We start from the raw sequence: 15,187 nt of genomic DNA, 5'->3' as shown, positions 1-15,187 counted from the left end.
GCTAGCCCGCGGCCGCAAAATCCATGATCGTCTTCTTGGCGCGCTGAATCGACGCCGGGCTCATCGAAAGTTCCGTCAGCCCCATCTTGACGAAGGTCGCGATAAGGTCGGGACGGCCGGCGGCCTCCCCGCACATGCCGACCATGATGCCGGCGGCGACCCCGGCTTTCGCCGTCAGCTCGATCGCCGCCATGACGGCTGGATTGGCGACGTCGTTGAGCTTTGCCACTGTCGGGTTGAGGCGATCGGCGGCCATTATGTACTGGGTCAGATCATTGGTGCCGATCGAGAAGAACGCCACTTCCCTGGCCAGCGCCGGGGCGATCAGCACGGCGGCCGGCGTCTCGATCATCACGCCGAGATCGAACGCCGCGTGCGGCACGCCTTCGGCGTCGAGCTCGGCCTTGCATTCGGCGACAAGAACCTTCGTCCGCCTGACCTCGTCGATGTCCGCCACCATTGGCAGCATCACCTTGATGTTGCCCTGCACGGCCGCGCGCAACAGCGCCCGCAATTGCCGCTTGAAGATGTCGGGACGGTCGAGGCACATGCGGATGCCGCGCCAGCCGAGGAAGGGGTTCTCCTCGTCGGGAAATTCGATCCCGGCGATGGGCTTGTCGCCGCCTATATCGAGCGTGCGGACAATGACCGGGTATGGTGCGAACGCCTTTGCCAGTGCGGTGTATGTCTCGGCCTGCATGTCCTCAGAGGGCAGATGCATGTGACGCATGAACAGCAGTTCCGTCCGGAACAGGCCAACGCCCATGGCGCCCGCCTCCTGCGCAGCCCCGATCTCCTCGAGCGAGCCGATATTGGCCGCGACTTCGATGACCCTGCCATCGGCGAGCGTGGGGGTCACGGTCTTGAAGACGGTCAGCCCGGCGCGCTCCTTGGCGGCGGCTTCGACGCGGGTGCCGAATTCGGCGCTGGTCGCTGGGTCCGGGTCGATGATGACGCGTCCGCTGTTGCCATCGAGCGCCACCTCGCGCGCGGTGCGAAGCGCATTGATCTGGTCGCCGAGGCCCAGCACCGCTGGGATGCCGTGTGAGCGGGCGATGATCGCGATGTGTGAGGTGGCCCCGCCATGCCCGCACACGACCCCGCCGATTCGCTTCAGCGGCGCCCGCGCCAGGTCCCAGGCGCCGATGTCGTCGGCGATCAGAATGGCGCCTTCAGGGATGTTTTCGAGGCTGACATCATCCTGCCCCAGGAGCACCAGGCAGATCTGCCGCCCCACGGCATGGAAGTCGTCAGCCCGAGCGTTGAGATAGTGGTCGTCGACAGCGCTGAAGTCGGCGGCGATGGTGGAAGCGGCGGTGATGACCGCCGAAATCGCATCGTTACCGCCCTTGATCAGGCGCTCGGCCTCACCCGTGAGACTGTCATCGGCGGCGATATCCCTGAGCGCGGCGACGATGCCACGATCACCGGCCGAGAGGTTGTCCTGCGTCAGCGCACGATCCATCCGCGCCTGGACGGCGCCCACGGCAGCCCGGAACCTTTCGATCTCACCGGCGATTTCTTCGGCCTGCAAGGTGCGGCCTTGTCCGGCGATATCGGGCGGGAAATGCGCAAAGGCCGGCCCTATGGCGAACCCTTCGCTTGCCGCCACGCCGCGCAGGCCGGTGGTCGCTTCGGGCGCGGATTGCGCAGCAGGCGCGGCCACGGACGGTGGCGCCTGCTCGGCGGCCGGCTGGCCATCCTCGTCATCGAGGCCGGCCCTCGGATTCTCGAGATAGCCGATCAGCGCCTCGATCGCTTCGATGGCGTCGGCGCCGTTCGCCCGCACGGTGACTTCCTGGTTTTCCTTGACGGCCAGAAGCATCAGCTTGACCGAACTCTTGGCGCTGACCGCCTTGCCGTCCTTGACCAGTTCGACATCGGATTCGAAACCCTTGGCGAGCTTGACGAAGCGCGTGGCGGGACGGGCGTGCAGACCTTCATGCACTCTGACGATGGTCGAGCGTTCCATGGCAAATACTCTGGTTTTGGGCGCCGCCTCCTGATGAGGATCGCGGCGCGGATGCTTCAGGCGGCGATGGTGATGATCGTGCCTGTCTTCAGGGCGGCCACGAGCGCTTGCGTATCGACCGGCGATGCGCAGATCTCGCCCGGCCTCTCGGCCTCCGGGGCGCCGTTGAATGAAATGACCACATGGCCCATTTCGAGGACCTTGCTCCAGGCGCTGGAGCCGACGGCGGTTATGACGGCGGAAACGGGACCGAGCGTGATCGACGCGCCTTTCTGAGGCGCGCCGTCACTAGGCCCTTGCTCCGTCTTGTGGAGCACGGAAACCTCGGCAAGCTCCGGCGGCGAGCCATCCGCGAACAGGATGACCACGCCCCCTTCGGCAAGGTCCGCCACTTCGGGTCCGATGGCAGTGACCCGCGTTCTCAACAGAACAGTCATGTGGCGAACCTCATTTCTCACTTAACTCAGAACACGATCAGGCTGACGACCCATGCGATCAGCACGGATACCGGGCCCATGATCTGGCGGCTGATAAGCACCGCCGGAACGCCGATCTCGATCGTCTTCGGCTTGGCTTCACCGAGCGCCAGGCCGACCGGGACGAAGTCGCAGCCCACCTGGGTGTTGTAGGCAAACAGCGCCGGCAGCGCCATTGCCGGCGAGATCGTGCCGTTGGCGATCTGCGGACCGATGATGGCGACACCGATGACCTGGGCGATGACCGCGCCTGGCCCAAGGATCGGCGACAGGAAGGGCAAGCCGCAAATGGCCGAGATGACCAGGAGGCCAACGATGTTGTTGGCCAGCGGACCCATCGGCTGGGCCAGTACGTCGCCGACGCCGGTGTACAGGATCAGGCCGATGAGCATGGTCACGAAGGCCATGAACGGCAGGACGTTGCGGATCACCTGGTCGATGGTGCGGCGCCCGGCATTGAAGAAGATGCCGACGACGCGACCCATGACGCGGCCTATCGTGCTGATGAAGCCGACAAGGCCGCCCTCGCTCGGCAGCGGTGTCGGCGCTGCAGGCGTGCTCCTTGAACTCATCGATGCTGTTCCCCCTGCGGTCGTAACGGCTTCGGACCCGTCCGCCATTGTTACGTCGGCCGGCTTCACGCCCGAAACATAGATATCCTCGGTGATGAACTGGGCGAGCGGCCCGGACTGTCCGACCGGCGTCAAGTTGACGGTCGGGATACGCTTGCGTGGGTAGACGCCGCATCGTGCGGTGCCGCCGCAATCGACGACGACCACCGCCATCTCGCTCTCGATCGGCGGCGCCTTGAAGCCGTCGACGGCCTCGGCGCCGGTCATGTCGGCAATAAGCTGCGCCACCGGATGAATGCCGCCACCGGTGACGGAAACAACCTTGTTGCGCTGTTCTGTCGGCTCGATCACGAGCGGACCACCCCAACCGGTCTTGCCCCGGGAGATGCGTACGGCTTTGTATGTCTTGGCCATGATGTCCTCCCCGCCCTTAAAGCTCTACGCCCTGACGGCGCGCCATGATGGCGGTGATGCGCTCGGTCAGCATGCCCTTGAGCAGGATGACCACGAGGCCGACGATCGCGTACCAGATCGCCACCTTGACGTGGTAACCGGCGACGACGACGCCCTTCTTTTCCAGCTCCAGCAGCGCGACGAGAATGCCGCCCCATACGAAATATTCGCCGGGATTGATGTGCGGGAACAGGCCGAGCGGCGGATGCACGTAAGACACAGCCGCGTCATAGAAGGCCGGCTTGTGCTTTTCTTCCAGGAAAGATCCGAACGTGTAGGCCATCGGATTGGTCAGGAAGAAAACGGCCAGCAGCGGCAGCAGCGTATAGCGCGTCAGCGCGATCCTGCCGGCGCCGCGGGCAAGGCCGTGCACGCGCTCTTCGCCGACCAGCTCGGTGACGGCGTAGAAGGCGGTCATCAGCACCACCAGCGTCGGGATGATGCCGGTTACGAAACCGGCGAAGACCTCGCCGCCCTTCTGGAAGATACCGATGAAATACTTGCCGATGGCGGTCAGCCAGCCGAGTTGCTCCTCCTGCTGGACGTCCTTCAGTTTTTCCTTGAACTGGTCGACGGTGATTGGCCCGCTGTCCGCCTGCGCGAGGACAACGAGATGGTCAGAGGCATGCTCGACGGCGAGCTTGCCATGCAAGGCAGCATCCGAGACCATGGCACCCGCGACATGCAGATGGTTCACGGCCATGTCGGCATGCTGCGCCAACAACGAAAATATTGACATTTCTCCTCCTTATGCCGCCTGCCGGTAATCCCAGCCTGCTTGCGGCGTCCTCTAGCTCATGATGCCGAAAAGCGCGACGCGGTCTTCGGATGACATCATGCACTATCCCTTTTTAGAGCCGGATTCAGATTTCAGGTCGCTTCAACCTGGAATCATCCGGTTCTAGGCCCTTGCTACGTTCAAACCGGATAGACCCGGTTTCTTCCCCGGCTCCGACCGCGCTTTGTCGATCTGTTCGATCGCCCGCTTCACGGCCTCGGCCACACCGGGTTCCCCCTCTCCCAGGATCGCGGGATTGGACCGGATACGATCGAGGGAAACTCCCTCGAATTCTTCATGTCTTTTGAACTTGGTGAACACGGAGCGGCCGCTCATCACCATCAGGCGGCGCACGATCATGTCGGGCGTCACCACGACAAGCGCGATGGTGCCCTTGGCAAATCGACCGCGAAAATTGCCGGCTCCGACGAAGCCATCCTTGTACTGGTTGGTGACGCCCCTGAAGACATCGGAATAGTGCCGCATCTGCAGCCAGACGCCGAGCGACTGCAGCGCCCACACAATAACCAGCAGAAGCAGTCCCCACTGCCAGATCGCCATTCGGTCTCCTCCCGAAGCCTGTGTCGCCCGCATTTTGCACCGATGCGTGACAACAGCAAAGGGAGAACATTTGTTTCCGAGAATGTCAATATGTATGATATTGGGCTCGACGACGGTCATCCACAGGCGTCGGCGATTTCGGTGGCGCCATGGCTGTGCTAGCCTGTCGGCAAATGGGATGGATGAAATGGACCTGCCCTTCAGGGACGAACTGGCCCTCATGCCTGATCTGCGGCACCGGCTGAGGCAATTGCGTTGGTTCCGCGCCACGTTCCGCGGCAGCGCCAAGATGATGTCCGACACGTTCGGCGTGCGCTTTGAAATCGACGAGGCCAAGCTGACCCGCGCCTTTCTCGACTGGGTCGAGATCATGGAAGCGCAGAAGCGTTTCGCGGCGGTTGACCGTGCGGACTTCATCGTCTTCGCCGCAGGCCTCGTGCTGCGCGAACTGATAAAGCAGGCGCCGGTCCGCGAAATCTCCGGCCTTAGCCAGCTGATCGAGACGGATCGAAACGCCGGCACGCTGGAGATCGTGCGCTTCTGGCCCGAGGGTTTTCTCTACACCAACTATTGCGTCTCAGTCATTTCGGCTGTTCACGAACAGGAATTCGGCAGCGCGCCGAGCATCGACAAATGCGCCGATGATCTGCGCACATGGTGGTCCTACCGTGAGAACGTGACCGAGATGCCCGCCTATGCGGTGGCTTTTCTCGACCGCTTCCTCGGCGCCGAACCGAACTGGATCACACCCGATCGCGCCCAGTCCCGGCAGGCCATGCAGCGGGCGCTTAAATTCGCCCGAACGCCGGAGGCGCTTCGCCAGCTCTAGCTCCGCCGAGGTCGCATGCCAAAAACACCGCACTATTGAACATTTGATTTTTTGCCGATAGCGGTGTGCGGAAATCGTTACCCGGGAGATGCGCGTGGCGCGATCAAGGCTGATCATTTTCGATTGCGACGGCGTTCTCGTCGACAGCGAGCCGCTGGCTGCGCGCGCCTATGAGCGCGTCTACGAAAAGCATGGCATGCCCGGCGTCCATGGCGGCATCATCGCCCAGTGCGTCGGCATGAAACAGTCCGACATCATCGTCAGGATCAGGGAACTGACCGGCCACCAGTTTCCAGAATCCGCCGATGGCGATATCTGGGCCGAGACCAAGATCCTGTTCTCGCAGGACCTGATGCCGACACCGGGAATTACTGAATTTTTGGAACATCTCGCCGGCGACCGCTGTGTCGCCTCGTCGTCATCGGTCGAGCGCATCAACCACAGCCTGGCCGTGACCGGCCTGGCACGCTTCTTCGGCGACGCGATCTACAGCTCGTCAATGGTCAGGAACGGCAAGCCGGCCCCCGATATTTTCCTGTTCGCCGCCACCAAGATGGGGGCCAATCCGGCAGACTGCGTCGTCATCGAGGATTCGCCCTTCGGCATCCAGGGCGCGGTCGCCGCCGGCATGACGGCGATCGGCTATACCGGAGGCGGCCACACCTATGCCGAGCACGGTGCCCGGCTGACGGCGGCAGGCGCCGACTTCGTTTGCGCCGAGTGGCACGAGGTCAGCCGCCAACTGTCGAGGCTCGGTGTGCCGGCCTAATCTAGCGGGAACTTCGGGGTGAACCCGCGACTTGCCCATTCGCCGGGCGGAATCAAGGCGCCGACGCGGAAGGTGAAGGACACCACCCTCGTTGCATCGGGGTCAACCTCGCACCGGAAACTTAGATTGTACCACTCATGTCGGGTGCTGAAGGCACTTTGCTGGGGGTTGAGTACGTTGCCTTTGTCCAATTCTATGGTTGGCACCCATTTGATGGCGTAGCCGGCTCCTTGCAACTCCGTGCTAAGAATGTTGCCGCAAAGGTTGGCCACGCGCTTACCGCGCGGCACATTGTCCATTGAACTCGTGGCCAGCGCATCACCGGTCGCTCCCTGCGAGTAGAGTTTTCTGACGCCTGGAAGACCGGCAAAGACCGGCGATCCGGCGGCTCCTGTCGTCGCGGAACCCGGCTTCCTCGCATTCCGGATCGGCGCCTTGAAGGCTTGCGCGGATTTGAAGCTCATGGTCTTTGCAGGCTTCGGCTTTGTCTTTTTGGGTGGGGATGAAGGCGCCGGCTTGTTGCCGGCCTTATCCGGCAACGGCTTTGGCGCCGCCGACGCTTGCTCGGCGGGTTGCGGCGGTTTCTCCAGTTGCTGCTTATCAGCCTCGTCCGTCGCCTGCTTCTCCTCGCTTTGCGCGGGCTTGAGGTCCGGCGGGGTGGTTGCCGGCTTCTCGTCGGCATTGCTAGCATCCGGCTGTTTGGGAGCCGCGGTCGGCGCGGGCTTGGGCTCGACAGGCGTCGCATCCTTCGCCGGCGATTGCGCATTGCCTTGCGCACTGCTTCCATCCGGCGATTTCTCGGGCCCGCTGTCCTTGTCGCCATATTGGAACACACGTTTCAGAACCGGAATATCAACCGGCTCGGGCGGTTTGGGTTCTGGCGGCTTTTCGGCTTTGACGACAGGCGGCGGGGCAACAGGTTTCGGTTTCGGTTGGTCGGGCGGCGGCACGAGCGAAACATTGACGGGTTCCTCCTCGCGTGTCTGCTGGGGAGGCCTCGAAAGGCCGTACACCAGCAGCGTCAAGAGCAGCGCATGCACGATCAATGATGCGGGCACGCCCCACAGCAAATTCCGGCGCCGTTCTCGTGCCTCGTCGGTCATCCCCAGCGATGTGGAATGAAATAGCGGCGGCTTCAAGCTTCGGCAGCGAATTGGCGCGCCTTGACCGCTGACAGTCTGGTGATGCCGCCGCCAGCGTGGCCTCTTCAGCCAAGTCCTGGGATCAGTCCGCCTGGCGCCTTTCGGAAATGCCGTGCAACAACCGACCGTCCAGCCGGGTCTCGCCAAACCAGTTCAGCCGGTTGATGGTGGCGAAGCCTTCGTCGATCGCCGCGTTCTCGTCACCAGGCTCGCTGGCATGGGCCCGCCCGCGCGGGACGGTGATGACCGTGCGCTCACCATCGCTTTCCACGATTTCTGCCTTTCGGCCGATCTTGTCGCGGCCGATGCGCGGCTGCTTGATTTCAGCCGGCAGCTTGGTGGGCAGATTGATGCTCAACCAGTGCCCCTCGGCTGCCCAGTTGGCGCGCGATTGCCAAAGCGAGGCGATCAGGCCGCCCAGCCACTGGTCGTCGACATCGGTGAATTCCGGATTCTTCACGCGCGAGAACCCGATGGCGGGCACGTTCCAGAACGTCGCTTCCCGGGCAATGCCAAGCGTCCCCGAATAGGCAAGGTCCTCTGCGACATTGCGCCCGTCATTGACGCCCGACAGCACCAGATCAGGCATCTTGGCATCCGCAAAAAGCCAAGTCATCGCACTGACCACGCAATCGGCGGGAGTTCCGGAACAGGAATACCAGCCCGGCTTTGTGCGCCGCATTGTCAACGGCCTGGCAATAGTCAGCGACGAACCGGCGGCGGTGCGCTTGCCGTCCGGCGCGACCACCCAGAGATCGTCGCTCAATGCGCTGGCCGCATTGGCCAGACGCGCGAGCCCCGGCGCCTCGATGCCGTCGTCGTTGCAGATAAGGATACGCATTATATGCTCCTCGCCGGCACCGCAATGCGCTCGCCTGTGCGGCACTGCGCAAGCAGCGGCGGTATGTGGATTTTCAGGTCTGCGAGGGAGCCGGCCGGGCAGGAATGTCCCAATGTTTCGGGCCGTCCAGCCCTCTCCCAAATACCGACATTGCCGGCCAGCGTCGGGTGGGTCGGCATGCGCACCCAGTCCGCCTGCCCGGCCTTGTGCAGGAGATCGCCCGGAGAGCCCGAAGGCAGATGGCCCGTGAGCAACACGGGAAATCCGGCGGCGGCCGCACGGGGCAGCAGCCGAGAGGAAGGACCGGCTTCGCCCATGCCGTCATCGGCCAGCAAAGGCATTGACGGCAAGGGATCAGCGTCGGTCCAGTCGACCGCATCACGCAAGCGGCGTTGCAGCATGTCGGATACGCCTGGCACCAGGGCCGTAGAAGCGCCGATCTGCGTTTCGAGGGAAGCGCGCATGCTGGCATGGATGGCGAAGGGCACAGTCAAAGCCGCGATCAGTTCCAGCGAGCGGCCCGACAGCGGCGTCGGCAAAAGACATCCGTTGGCATGGCTCGCCATCCATTCCGAGATCTCGCGAGCCCGCGCCGCCCCCGATACCGGATCGGCACCATAGGACGCGTCGAGAACCAGGAGGTCGCAGTGCGGGATCGTGTCCATGATGAAGACGTTGCTGTCCGGCACGACGTCGGCCGAATAGGCGACATGGCTTTCACCGTCATCCACGGCAAACCAGACGCCGCCGACAACGTGCCCCGACCGCCCAGTTCTGATAGAGAGATTGCCGCTCTTCAGCGTATCGCCGGGCTCGAATATCTCGATGCGATCCCTGGGAAACGGAAAGCGCCTGAGATCCTCTGCGTCGGCATAGCCGGCAAGCGTCGCCGGTGCCTCGTCGCGGGTCTCTTTGGTCATGAAAATCGGACCGGCATAGCCACGTGACAGCAACCAGCTCAGCGCCCCGACGTGATCCTCATGCGCATGCGAGATAAACAACGCATCGATATCGCCGGCCGCGCCAGCAAGCGCGGGGTAGTAATCAGCACCGCTCGCCCCAACCTTGATGCCGACATCGAGCAGGATACGGTCGTTGCCGCTGTTGACGGCGAGGCTGGTGCGGCCCTTTTCACCAAAGCCACCGAGCAGGTCGAGCATCATCCCTGGGCAACTCCCGCGGGAATGAGCCAGCCGGATTTTATGCGCAGCCGCGCTTGCGATCCGCTTTGCAGCAATACGGGATCGGGCTGCTCGAAATGCAGGGTGAGATCAGGTCCGGCCGAAGGCGCGAATTCGATGCGTGCCCCACCGCCCTGGTAGACCACCCTCTTGACCAGGCCATCGAAGCCGGGACCGTCCGGCGAAACATCGAGATCCGCCGACCGGCAACAGATCTTGGCGCCGGTGCGCGGAACTTCTCCGGCGCGGCAGCGAACAAGCAATTCCTGCCCCAGTACTCGCACCTTGCAATGACCAGCCTGTTCCGCGCTCAGCACGTCGGCAGGCAGCAGGATGCCCTGCGAGATGAAGGACGCCACCATTTCATTTGCCGGCTCATGGTAAAGCTCGTGTGGCGTCGCCAGTTGCGCCAGCCGGCCACGGTCCATCACCGCGATGCGGTCTGCCAGCGCCATCGCCTCGGCCTGGTCGTGGGTGATGTAGACGATCGTGGTGCCGGTGCGCTTGTGGAAGGCTGAGAATTCGTCTTCCATCGACGCTCTCAGATGGACGTCGAGATTGGCAAGAGGCTCATCGAACAGCACCAGCGAGGGCGCGGCCACCAGGCACCGAGCCAGGGCCACGCGTTGGCGCTGGCCACCGGACAGATTGGCCGGCCTGCGGTCACCCAGCCCCTGCAGATTGACCAGGGCCAGGGCTTCTTCCACCTTCTGCCGCGCGACGGCCTTGTCGAGCTTGGCGACCTTGAGCGAATAGCCGATATTTTCGGCAACCGTCATGTGCGGCCACAAGGCATAGTTCTGGAAAACGATGCCGACACGCCGGTTTTCCGGCGCGATATTTCCGCCCTTGCCGGACACGACGTCGTCGCCGATGCGGATCTCGCCCGACGTCACCTTCTCGAACCCGGCCACCAGCCTTAGCAAGGTCGTCTTGCCGCAGCCAGAGGGCCCAAGCACGGCCAGGAACTCGCCGTCGGCTACATCGATCGAAACGTTCTTGACGGCTTCGAAGTCGGCAAAGTTCTTGGTCACATTGTCCAGGGTCAATCGCGCCATGGCAGCACTCCGCTGGGAAGGTAGGGGGCAAGCAGGTTCGTCACCAGCATCAGCGTGAAGGTGACAGCCACCGTGATGACGGACATCGCCGCCGCATAGTTGGAATCGCCGCCTTGCTCGAACGAGAACATCACCACACCGATCGTCTCGGAGCCCGAGGACCACAGCAACGCCGAAACCGTGAGTTCGCTCAGCGCCGTCATGAAGATCAGCAGCCCGCCGGCGATCGCCGCCGGCGCGACGAGCGGAAAGATGATCGTTCGCATGCGCGTGAACAGTCCCGCGCCCGCGACTTGCGCGGCCTCTTCGAGCGCGCGGTCAATCTGATGATAGCCGGCGATGGTCGGCCGCAGGGCCAGCACCAGGAACCGGGCGAGATAGGCGTAGAGGATGATCCAGACGGTGTTGTAGAGTTGGATTCCGGTCAGCGGGATCGGCCGCAGGAACATCAGCAGCGCGGCGATCGCCAGGACCACTCCTGGCAAGGCATAGGGGAGTTCGACCGACAGGTTGAGCAGCCTGACCCAGCGCTGCTTGCCCCAGGCGATCAGATAGCCGATCGGCACGGCGACGATGACGGCGAAGAAGGCGGCCGCGATCGAAAGCCAGAAACTGTTGAAGAAAGCTCGGCTGGCGGCCGCGTGTTCGAAGAGGACAAAGCGATAATTGTCGAGCGTCACCGTCTTGGCGTTGAGCGCGATGCCATAGCCCGGCACCAGCGAGGTCAGCACCAATCCGAACAGCGGCAGGATCAGAACCAGCACGATCAGCAGCCACATGCCCGCCTGAACCCAGGGCCGCCAACGGCCGAGTTCATAGGGATCGGCCGCCAGCGACGTCGAACTGATGCGATAGTCGCGGCGGCGGCTCATCAGTTCCTGGGCGAGGATACCCGCCATGGCGATGACGCCAATCAGAACCGATAGGAAAGCCGCCTCGCCCAGTACCGCGGGGCCGCCGCCGGCGAGCCTTTGATAAATCAAGGTCGGCAATACGAGATAATTGGCCGGGATGCCGAGAAAGGCCGGAATGCCGAAATTGCCGACGCAGGACACGAAGGCAAGGGCGGCTGCGGCCATGATCGAGGGCGTCATCAGCGGTAGCACGATGGTGACCAGGACGGTGAACCAGCCGGCGCCCCCGGCCCGCGCCGCTTCGACCAATTCGCGCGGCAGCTTGCGCAGGCCGGCGCGCACCAGGAGGAACACGAGCGGCCCGTATTGCACGCCGAGCAGCAGGATGATGCCCGACGTGGAATAGAGCGGATTCTTCGTGCCGAGCGGAGGCGCGGCGCCAAAGAGCTTGAGAAATGGACTTGCCGGGCCGAACAGCTGCAGCCAGGCGAGCGCCGTCACCTGCGGCGCGATCATCAGAGGCAAGACGTAGCACAGAACCAGGGCGCCACGAGCGCGGATATCGGTCAGCGTGATCAGCACCGCGACCAGCGTCCCTGACACCACCGCCAGGATCGTACCGCCGATGCCGACGACCAGGGTGTGCCAGGTTGCGATCCAGGTCGACGGGCTGGCGAGACCAGTCTCTATCGCCACGCTGGACAGCGTGCCACCAGGGGCGATGATCTCCTTGATCAGGCGCAGCATCGGCAGCAGAGAGAGCAGCACGATGACGGCGGCCACCGCCGCCGTCAGGGCCGTTTCCTGGCCCCGACTCTCCTTGATGGGTGTCGACATGATTGGGTTTCCTGAGGGGCTGGACGTCGGCCGCACCGGCATCCGCGCGATTCGGCTCAGCCGCCGAACAGTTCCGAGAACTTCGCCTTGTCGGCATCGGTCTTGGCGACAATCGCCTTGGTGTCGAACGGCATCACCTTGACCTTGACGTCTTCCGGCAGCCAGTCGGGACGGCCGACCGAGGCGCGCGCCGGCAGATAACCCATTGAAAGCGCCAGCTTCTGGCCGTCGTCGGAAAGAATGAAGTCGACGAACTTCTTGGCGCCGTCGACATTCTTGGCGGTCTTCATGATGGCAACCGGCTCGGTCACCGCCGGCACGCCTTCACTGGGGAACACGAATTCGACAGGCGAGCCCTTCTTCTTGGCGTTCATCGCCATGAAGTCGACGAGGATGCCATAGGGCTTCTCGCCCGAGGCGACCGACTTCAGCACCGCGCCATTGCCGCGGACGCTGACCGTATTGTTCGTCTTGAGCTTCTGGAAGAAATCCCAGCCGTAATTTGTGTCGCCGACGAAGCCGGAGAGCAGATAGGCGGCCGCGCCGGAATAGAGCGGGCTCGGCATGACGAGGCCATCGGCATAGGCGGGCTTGGCGAGATCGGCCCAATGCTGCGGCTTTTCGGCGGCCGCGGTGTTGTAGACGATGCCGGTGGTGATCAGCTTGCTGCCGAAATAGGTCTTGTCGGCATCGTAGGAACCCGCCTCGATCCCGTCCAGCTTTGCCTCGGGGTAAGGCAGCAGCCGGTCCTCCTTCTTCAACAACTCCATGCTGACCGCATCCGCGATCAGGAGCACGTCCGCCTGCGGGCTGCCGGCTGCGAACTCCGCCGCCATCTTGGTGAGGATGTCGCTCGTACCGGAGCGGTAGATGGTGACATCGATACCAGGCTGCGCCTTCTTGAAGGCATCGACGGTCTTGGCCGCGTCGGCTTCCGGCTGCGACGTGTAGAGCGTCAGAGTTTCAGCGCCGGCCGCTCCGGCGAACAGCGCCGCCGCGAGCACAAGCTGGCTGGCGAGCAATTTGGTGAATAGCGTCTTCATGAGACCTCCTGATCTGTCTGTGCATGACCGGCTCGGCCCTCTTGGCCGGATCCGGTCTCTTCCTCCCTGCACGGCGCGTATGACTGGTGGATGACACAGCGCGTGAACCTACAGAATATGTTCATATGTACAATGTCAATTACAAATGAACAGAGTTGTGTCACAATCGACCGCCTGCAACACGGCACCAGTTGACATCCGGCAGGCGTTGCTCCGATCAGGGCAGGGCCCCGACCCTGGCTCACGAGGACGAGAACCGATGCCTACGGAAAAGCCCAGACCGGTTCGCCCGGGATTGCCGATGGTTTCGTCGGACCTCAACGTCAAGACGGCTTGGCTCTACTATGTCGAGGGCTTCACCCAGGAGCAGATCGCCGAAAAGCTTGGCGTCAGCCGCGTAAAAGTCATGCGCACGCTCGCCGCCTGCACCGCCGAAGGCATCGTCGTCACGATGATCAACGCGCCAACGGCGGATCAGGTTGCGCTCGAACGAGCACTGGAGAAGCGCTGGAACCTCAACGCCGCCGTGGTCATCCCGACGCCGTCGGCTCAGGAGCACCTGGAGAAGGCGATCGGCCACGCCGTCGCGGCCTATCTCGGCGAACAGATGCAGGACGGCATGACGCTGGCGATCGGCGGCGGCGCCACGCTTCACTCCAGTCTCGGCTTCCTCGCGCGCCGGCGCCTGAAGCGCGCCTCGGTGGTGGCCCTTGTTGGCAGCCTGCCGCACTCGCAATGGATCAACCCTTCCATCGTCGCCGCCAAGGTCGCCGATGTCTTCGAGGTCGACAGCTACCAGATCACCGCGCCGGTGACAGTCGATGAGCCTTCGCTTCGCGATCTCCTGTGGGCGCAGCCGGCTCTGCAGGATGTGCGCCGCCGCGCGGCTGCCGCCGACATTGCGCTGCTCACGGTCGGCGACATGTCGCCCGACGCCACGATCTTCCGGTACGGCATCGTGCCTTCATCGCTGATCCCCTCCTTGAAGGCGAAGGGCGCAATCGCCAACATGCTGTGCTATTTCATCGATGCCGACGGCAGGCTTGTCGACCATGAGGTCAACGGCTGCATTATGGCCATCGATCTGGATGTGGTCGGCCGGGTGCCGAATGTGGTTCTGGCGGCCGGCGGCAAGCGCAAGGTTGCGGCTATCCTCGCCGCGCTGAAAGCCGTCGACACCAATGTGCTGATCACCGACAGCGAGACGGCCGCGGCGCTGCTTTCCAAGGGTGCCTAGCTGGCTCCGGAGCCTGACTAGATCAGGCCGCGTTCGCGCAAAAAGTCTTCGACGCCGACATGGGTCATGGCTTCGAATTCGGCGATCGCCTCGGCCACCCGCCTGCGCTGCGCCGCCAGCAAGGTGAACACCTGCTTCATTTCGCCGGAAACGCCGAAACGGCCCCAGCGTTCGGCGATGTGCATGGGCAGGCCGATATCGGCGCAGAACGCATCCAGGCTGTCGTAACCGAGGCTGACGACCAGCTGCTTCGTCTCTTCCGCCGACATGCGCGGTTCGAAGGCGTGGTCATGCAGGCGCTGCGCCACCAGCTTGATATCGGACGGTGACGCACCCATGACCCTGCTGACCAGGGCCTTGACGTCGGATGGGTCGAAAGCGGGCATGCTGGCCTCCCTTGGATCGCAGTCCCCTGGAACATGGGTCAAGGGCCGGCGGCTGACAAGGCGGTTTCATTATAAGCCGGCGAATCTTTGGCGAGAACCCGCAGGCCCTACACCAGCATGGCCATCGGGTTTTCGATCATCCGCTTGAAGGCGACCAGCAGTTCGGCGCCGAGCGCTCCGTCGACGGCGCGATGGTCG

General features: G+C 63.4%; 16 protein-coding genes. 3 read left to right on the top strand and 13 right to left on the bottom strand.

The window, feature by feature from the left end; all coding sequences use genetic code 11:
* Position 1: 1 nt before the first annotated feature.
* From ptsP to LB513_RS20925, 5 genes are all read right to left on the bottom strand, one after another.
* Positions 2-1,972 carry a phosphoenolpyruvate--protein phosphotransferase gene (gene ptsP / locus LB513_RS20945; RefSeq protein ID WP_224665431.1) on the bottom strand — a complete coding sequence of 657 codons (1,971 nt, stop codon included), beginning with the start codon at positions 1,970-1,972 and terminating at the stop codon, positions 2-4.
* Positions 1,973-2,028: 56 nt separating this feature from the next.
* Positions 2,029-2,409, bottom strand: a complete 381-nt coding sequence (locus LB513_RS20940; RefSeq protein WP_224665430.1) for a PTS glucitol/sorbitol transporter subunit IIA — start codon at positions 2,407-2,409, stop codon at positions 2,029-2,031.
* Positions 2,410-2,435: 26 nt separating this feature from the next.
* Entirely contained in the window at positions 2,436-3,434 is a 999-nt protein-coding gene (locus LB513_RS20935; protein WP_224665429.1) for a PTS glucitol/sorbitol transporter subunit IIB, read from the bottom strand.
* Between the two features lie 16 nt (positions 3,435-3,450).
* Positions 3,451-4,212 carry a PTS glucitol/sorbitol transporter subunit IIC gene (locus LB513_RS20930; protein ID WP_224665428.1) on the bottom strand — a complete coding sequence of 254 codons (762 nt, stop codon included), beginning with the start codon at positions 4,210-4,212 and terminating at the stop codon, positions 3,451-3,453.
* A gap of 162 nt (positions 4,213-4,374) precedes the next feature.
* Positions 4,375-4,812 carry a transcriptional regulator GutM gene (locus LB513_RS20925; protein WP_224665427.1) on the bottom strand — a complete coding sequence of 146 codons (438 nt, stop codon included), beginning with the start codon at positions 4,810-4,812 and terminating at the stop codon, positions 4,375-4,377.
* 187 nt (positions 4,813-4,999) lie between these two features.
* Between LB513_RS20925 and LB513_RS20920 the strand changes: the two genes are divergently transcribed.
* Both LB513_RS20920 and LB513_RS20915 read left to right on the top strand, forming a co-directional pair.
* The gene (locus LB513_RS20920) at positions 5,000-5,641 is read left to right on the top strand and encodes a hypothetical protein (protein ID WP_224665426.1); all 642 of its coding nucleotides are present in this window, start codon (positions 5,000-5,002) and stop codon (positions 5,639-5,641) included.
* A gap of 94 nt (positions 5,642-5,735) precedes the next feature.
* Positions 5,736-6,410, top strand: coding sequence for an HAD family hydrolase (locus tag LB513_RS20915; RefSeq protein WP_224665425.1), 675 nt, complete (start codon positions 5,736-5,738; stop codon positions 6,408-6,410).
* On the opposite strand, the gene LB513_RS20910 is transcribed toward LB513_RS20915, so the two are convergent.
* The 6 genes from LB513_RS20910 to LB513_RS20885 all read right to left on the bottom strand — a co-directional run bounded on the left by LB513_RS20910 (position 6,407) and on the right by LB513_RS20885 (position 13,366).
* Complete coding sequence (locus LB513_RS20910; protein WP_224665424.1) at positions 6,407-7,513, bottom strand: DUF930 domain-containing protein; 1,107 nt, start codon at positions 7,511-7,513, stop codon at positions 6,407-6,409. The two genes, LB513_RS20915 and LB513_RS20910, sit on opposite strands and share 4 nt — an antisense overlap.
* A gap of 121 nt (positions 7,514-7,634) precedes the next feature.
* Positions 7,635-8,393: a 5'/3'-nucleotidase SurE gene (locus tag LB513_RS20905; RefSeq protein ID WP_224665423.1), complete on the bottom strand. Its 759-nt coding sequence runs from the start codon at positions 8,391-8,393 to the stop codon at positions 7,635-7,637.
* Positions 8,393-9,556, bottom strand: a complete 1,164-nt coding sequence (locus LB513_RS20900; RefSeq protein WP_224665422.1) for an MBL fold metallo-hydrolase — start codon at positions 9,554-9,556, stop codon at positions 8,393-8,395. Before LB513_RS20900 ends, LB513_RS20905 begins: the two co-directional genes overlap by 1 nt.
* Positions 9,553-10,632, bottom strand: coding sequence for an ABC transporter ATP-binding protein (locus tag LB513_RS20895; protein ID WP_224665421.1), 1,080 nt, complete (start codon positions 10,630-10,632; stop codon positions 9,553-9,555). Before LB513_RS20895 ends, LB513_RS20900 begins: the two co-directional genes overlap by 4 nt.
* Positions 10,620-12,323, bottom strand: coding sequence for an ABC transporter permease (locus tag LB513_RS20890; RefSeq protein WP_224665420.1), 1,704 nt, complete (start codon positions 12,321-12,323; stop codon positions 10,620-10,622). Before LB513_RS20890 ends, LB513_RS20895 begins: the two co-directional genes overlap by 13 nt.
* A gap of 56 nt (positions 12,324-12,379) precedes the next feature.
* A complete protein-coding gene (locus LB513_RS20885; protein WP_224665419.1) occupies positions 12,380-13,366 on the bottom strand; it encodes an ABC transporter substrate-binding protein in 987 nt (328 codons plus the stop codon).
* Between the two features lie 259 nt (positions 13,367-13,625).
* Here LB513_RS20885 and LB513_RS20880 point away from each other — a divergent pair, with 259 nt between their 5' ends.
* On the top strand, positions 13,626-14,603 hold the full coding sequence (locus tag LB513_RS20880; protein WP_224665418.1) for a sugar-binding transcriptional regulator: 978 nt from the start codon (positions 13,626-13,628) through the stop codon (positions 14,601-14,603).
* 17 nt (positions 14,604-14,620) lie between these two features.
* On the opposite strand, the gene LB513_RS20875 is transcribed toward LB513_RS20880, so the two are convergent.
* Together LB513_RS20875 and LB513_RS20870 are read right to left on the bottom strand one after the other, a co-directional pair.
* Entirely contained in the window at positions 14,621-14,989 is a 369-nt protein-coding gene (locus tag LB513_RS20875; protein ID WP_224665417.1) for a hypothetical protein, read from the bottom strand.
* Between the two features lie 107 nt (positions 14,990-15,096).
* Positions 15,097-15,187 (bottom strand): 2-oxo acid dehydrogenase subunit E2 (locus tag LB513_RS20870; RefSeq protein WP_224665593.1); only part of this gene is annotated, 91 nt, incomplete at its 5' end.

Origin of the sequence: Mesorhizobium sp. ES1-1, from assembly GCF_020164785.1 — a bacterium.
Classification (GTDB): domain Bacteria; phylum Pseudomonadota; class Alphaproteobacteria; order Rhizobiales; family Rhizobiaceae; genus Mesorhizobium.
Note: the sequence above shows the minus strand (reverse complement) of the source record. Positions and strands in the feature narration are given on the sequence as shown.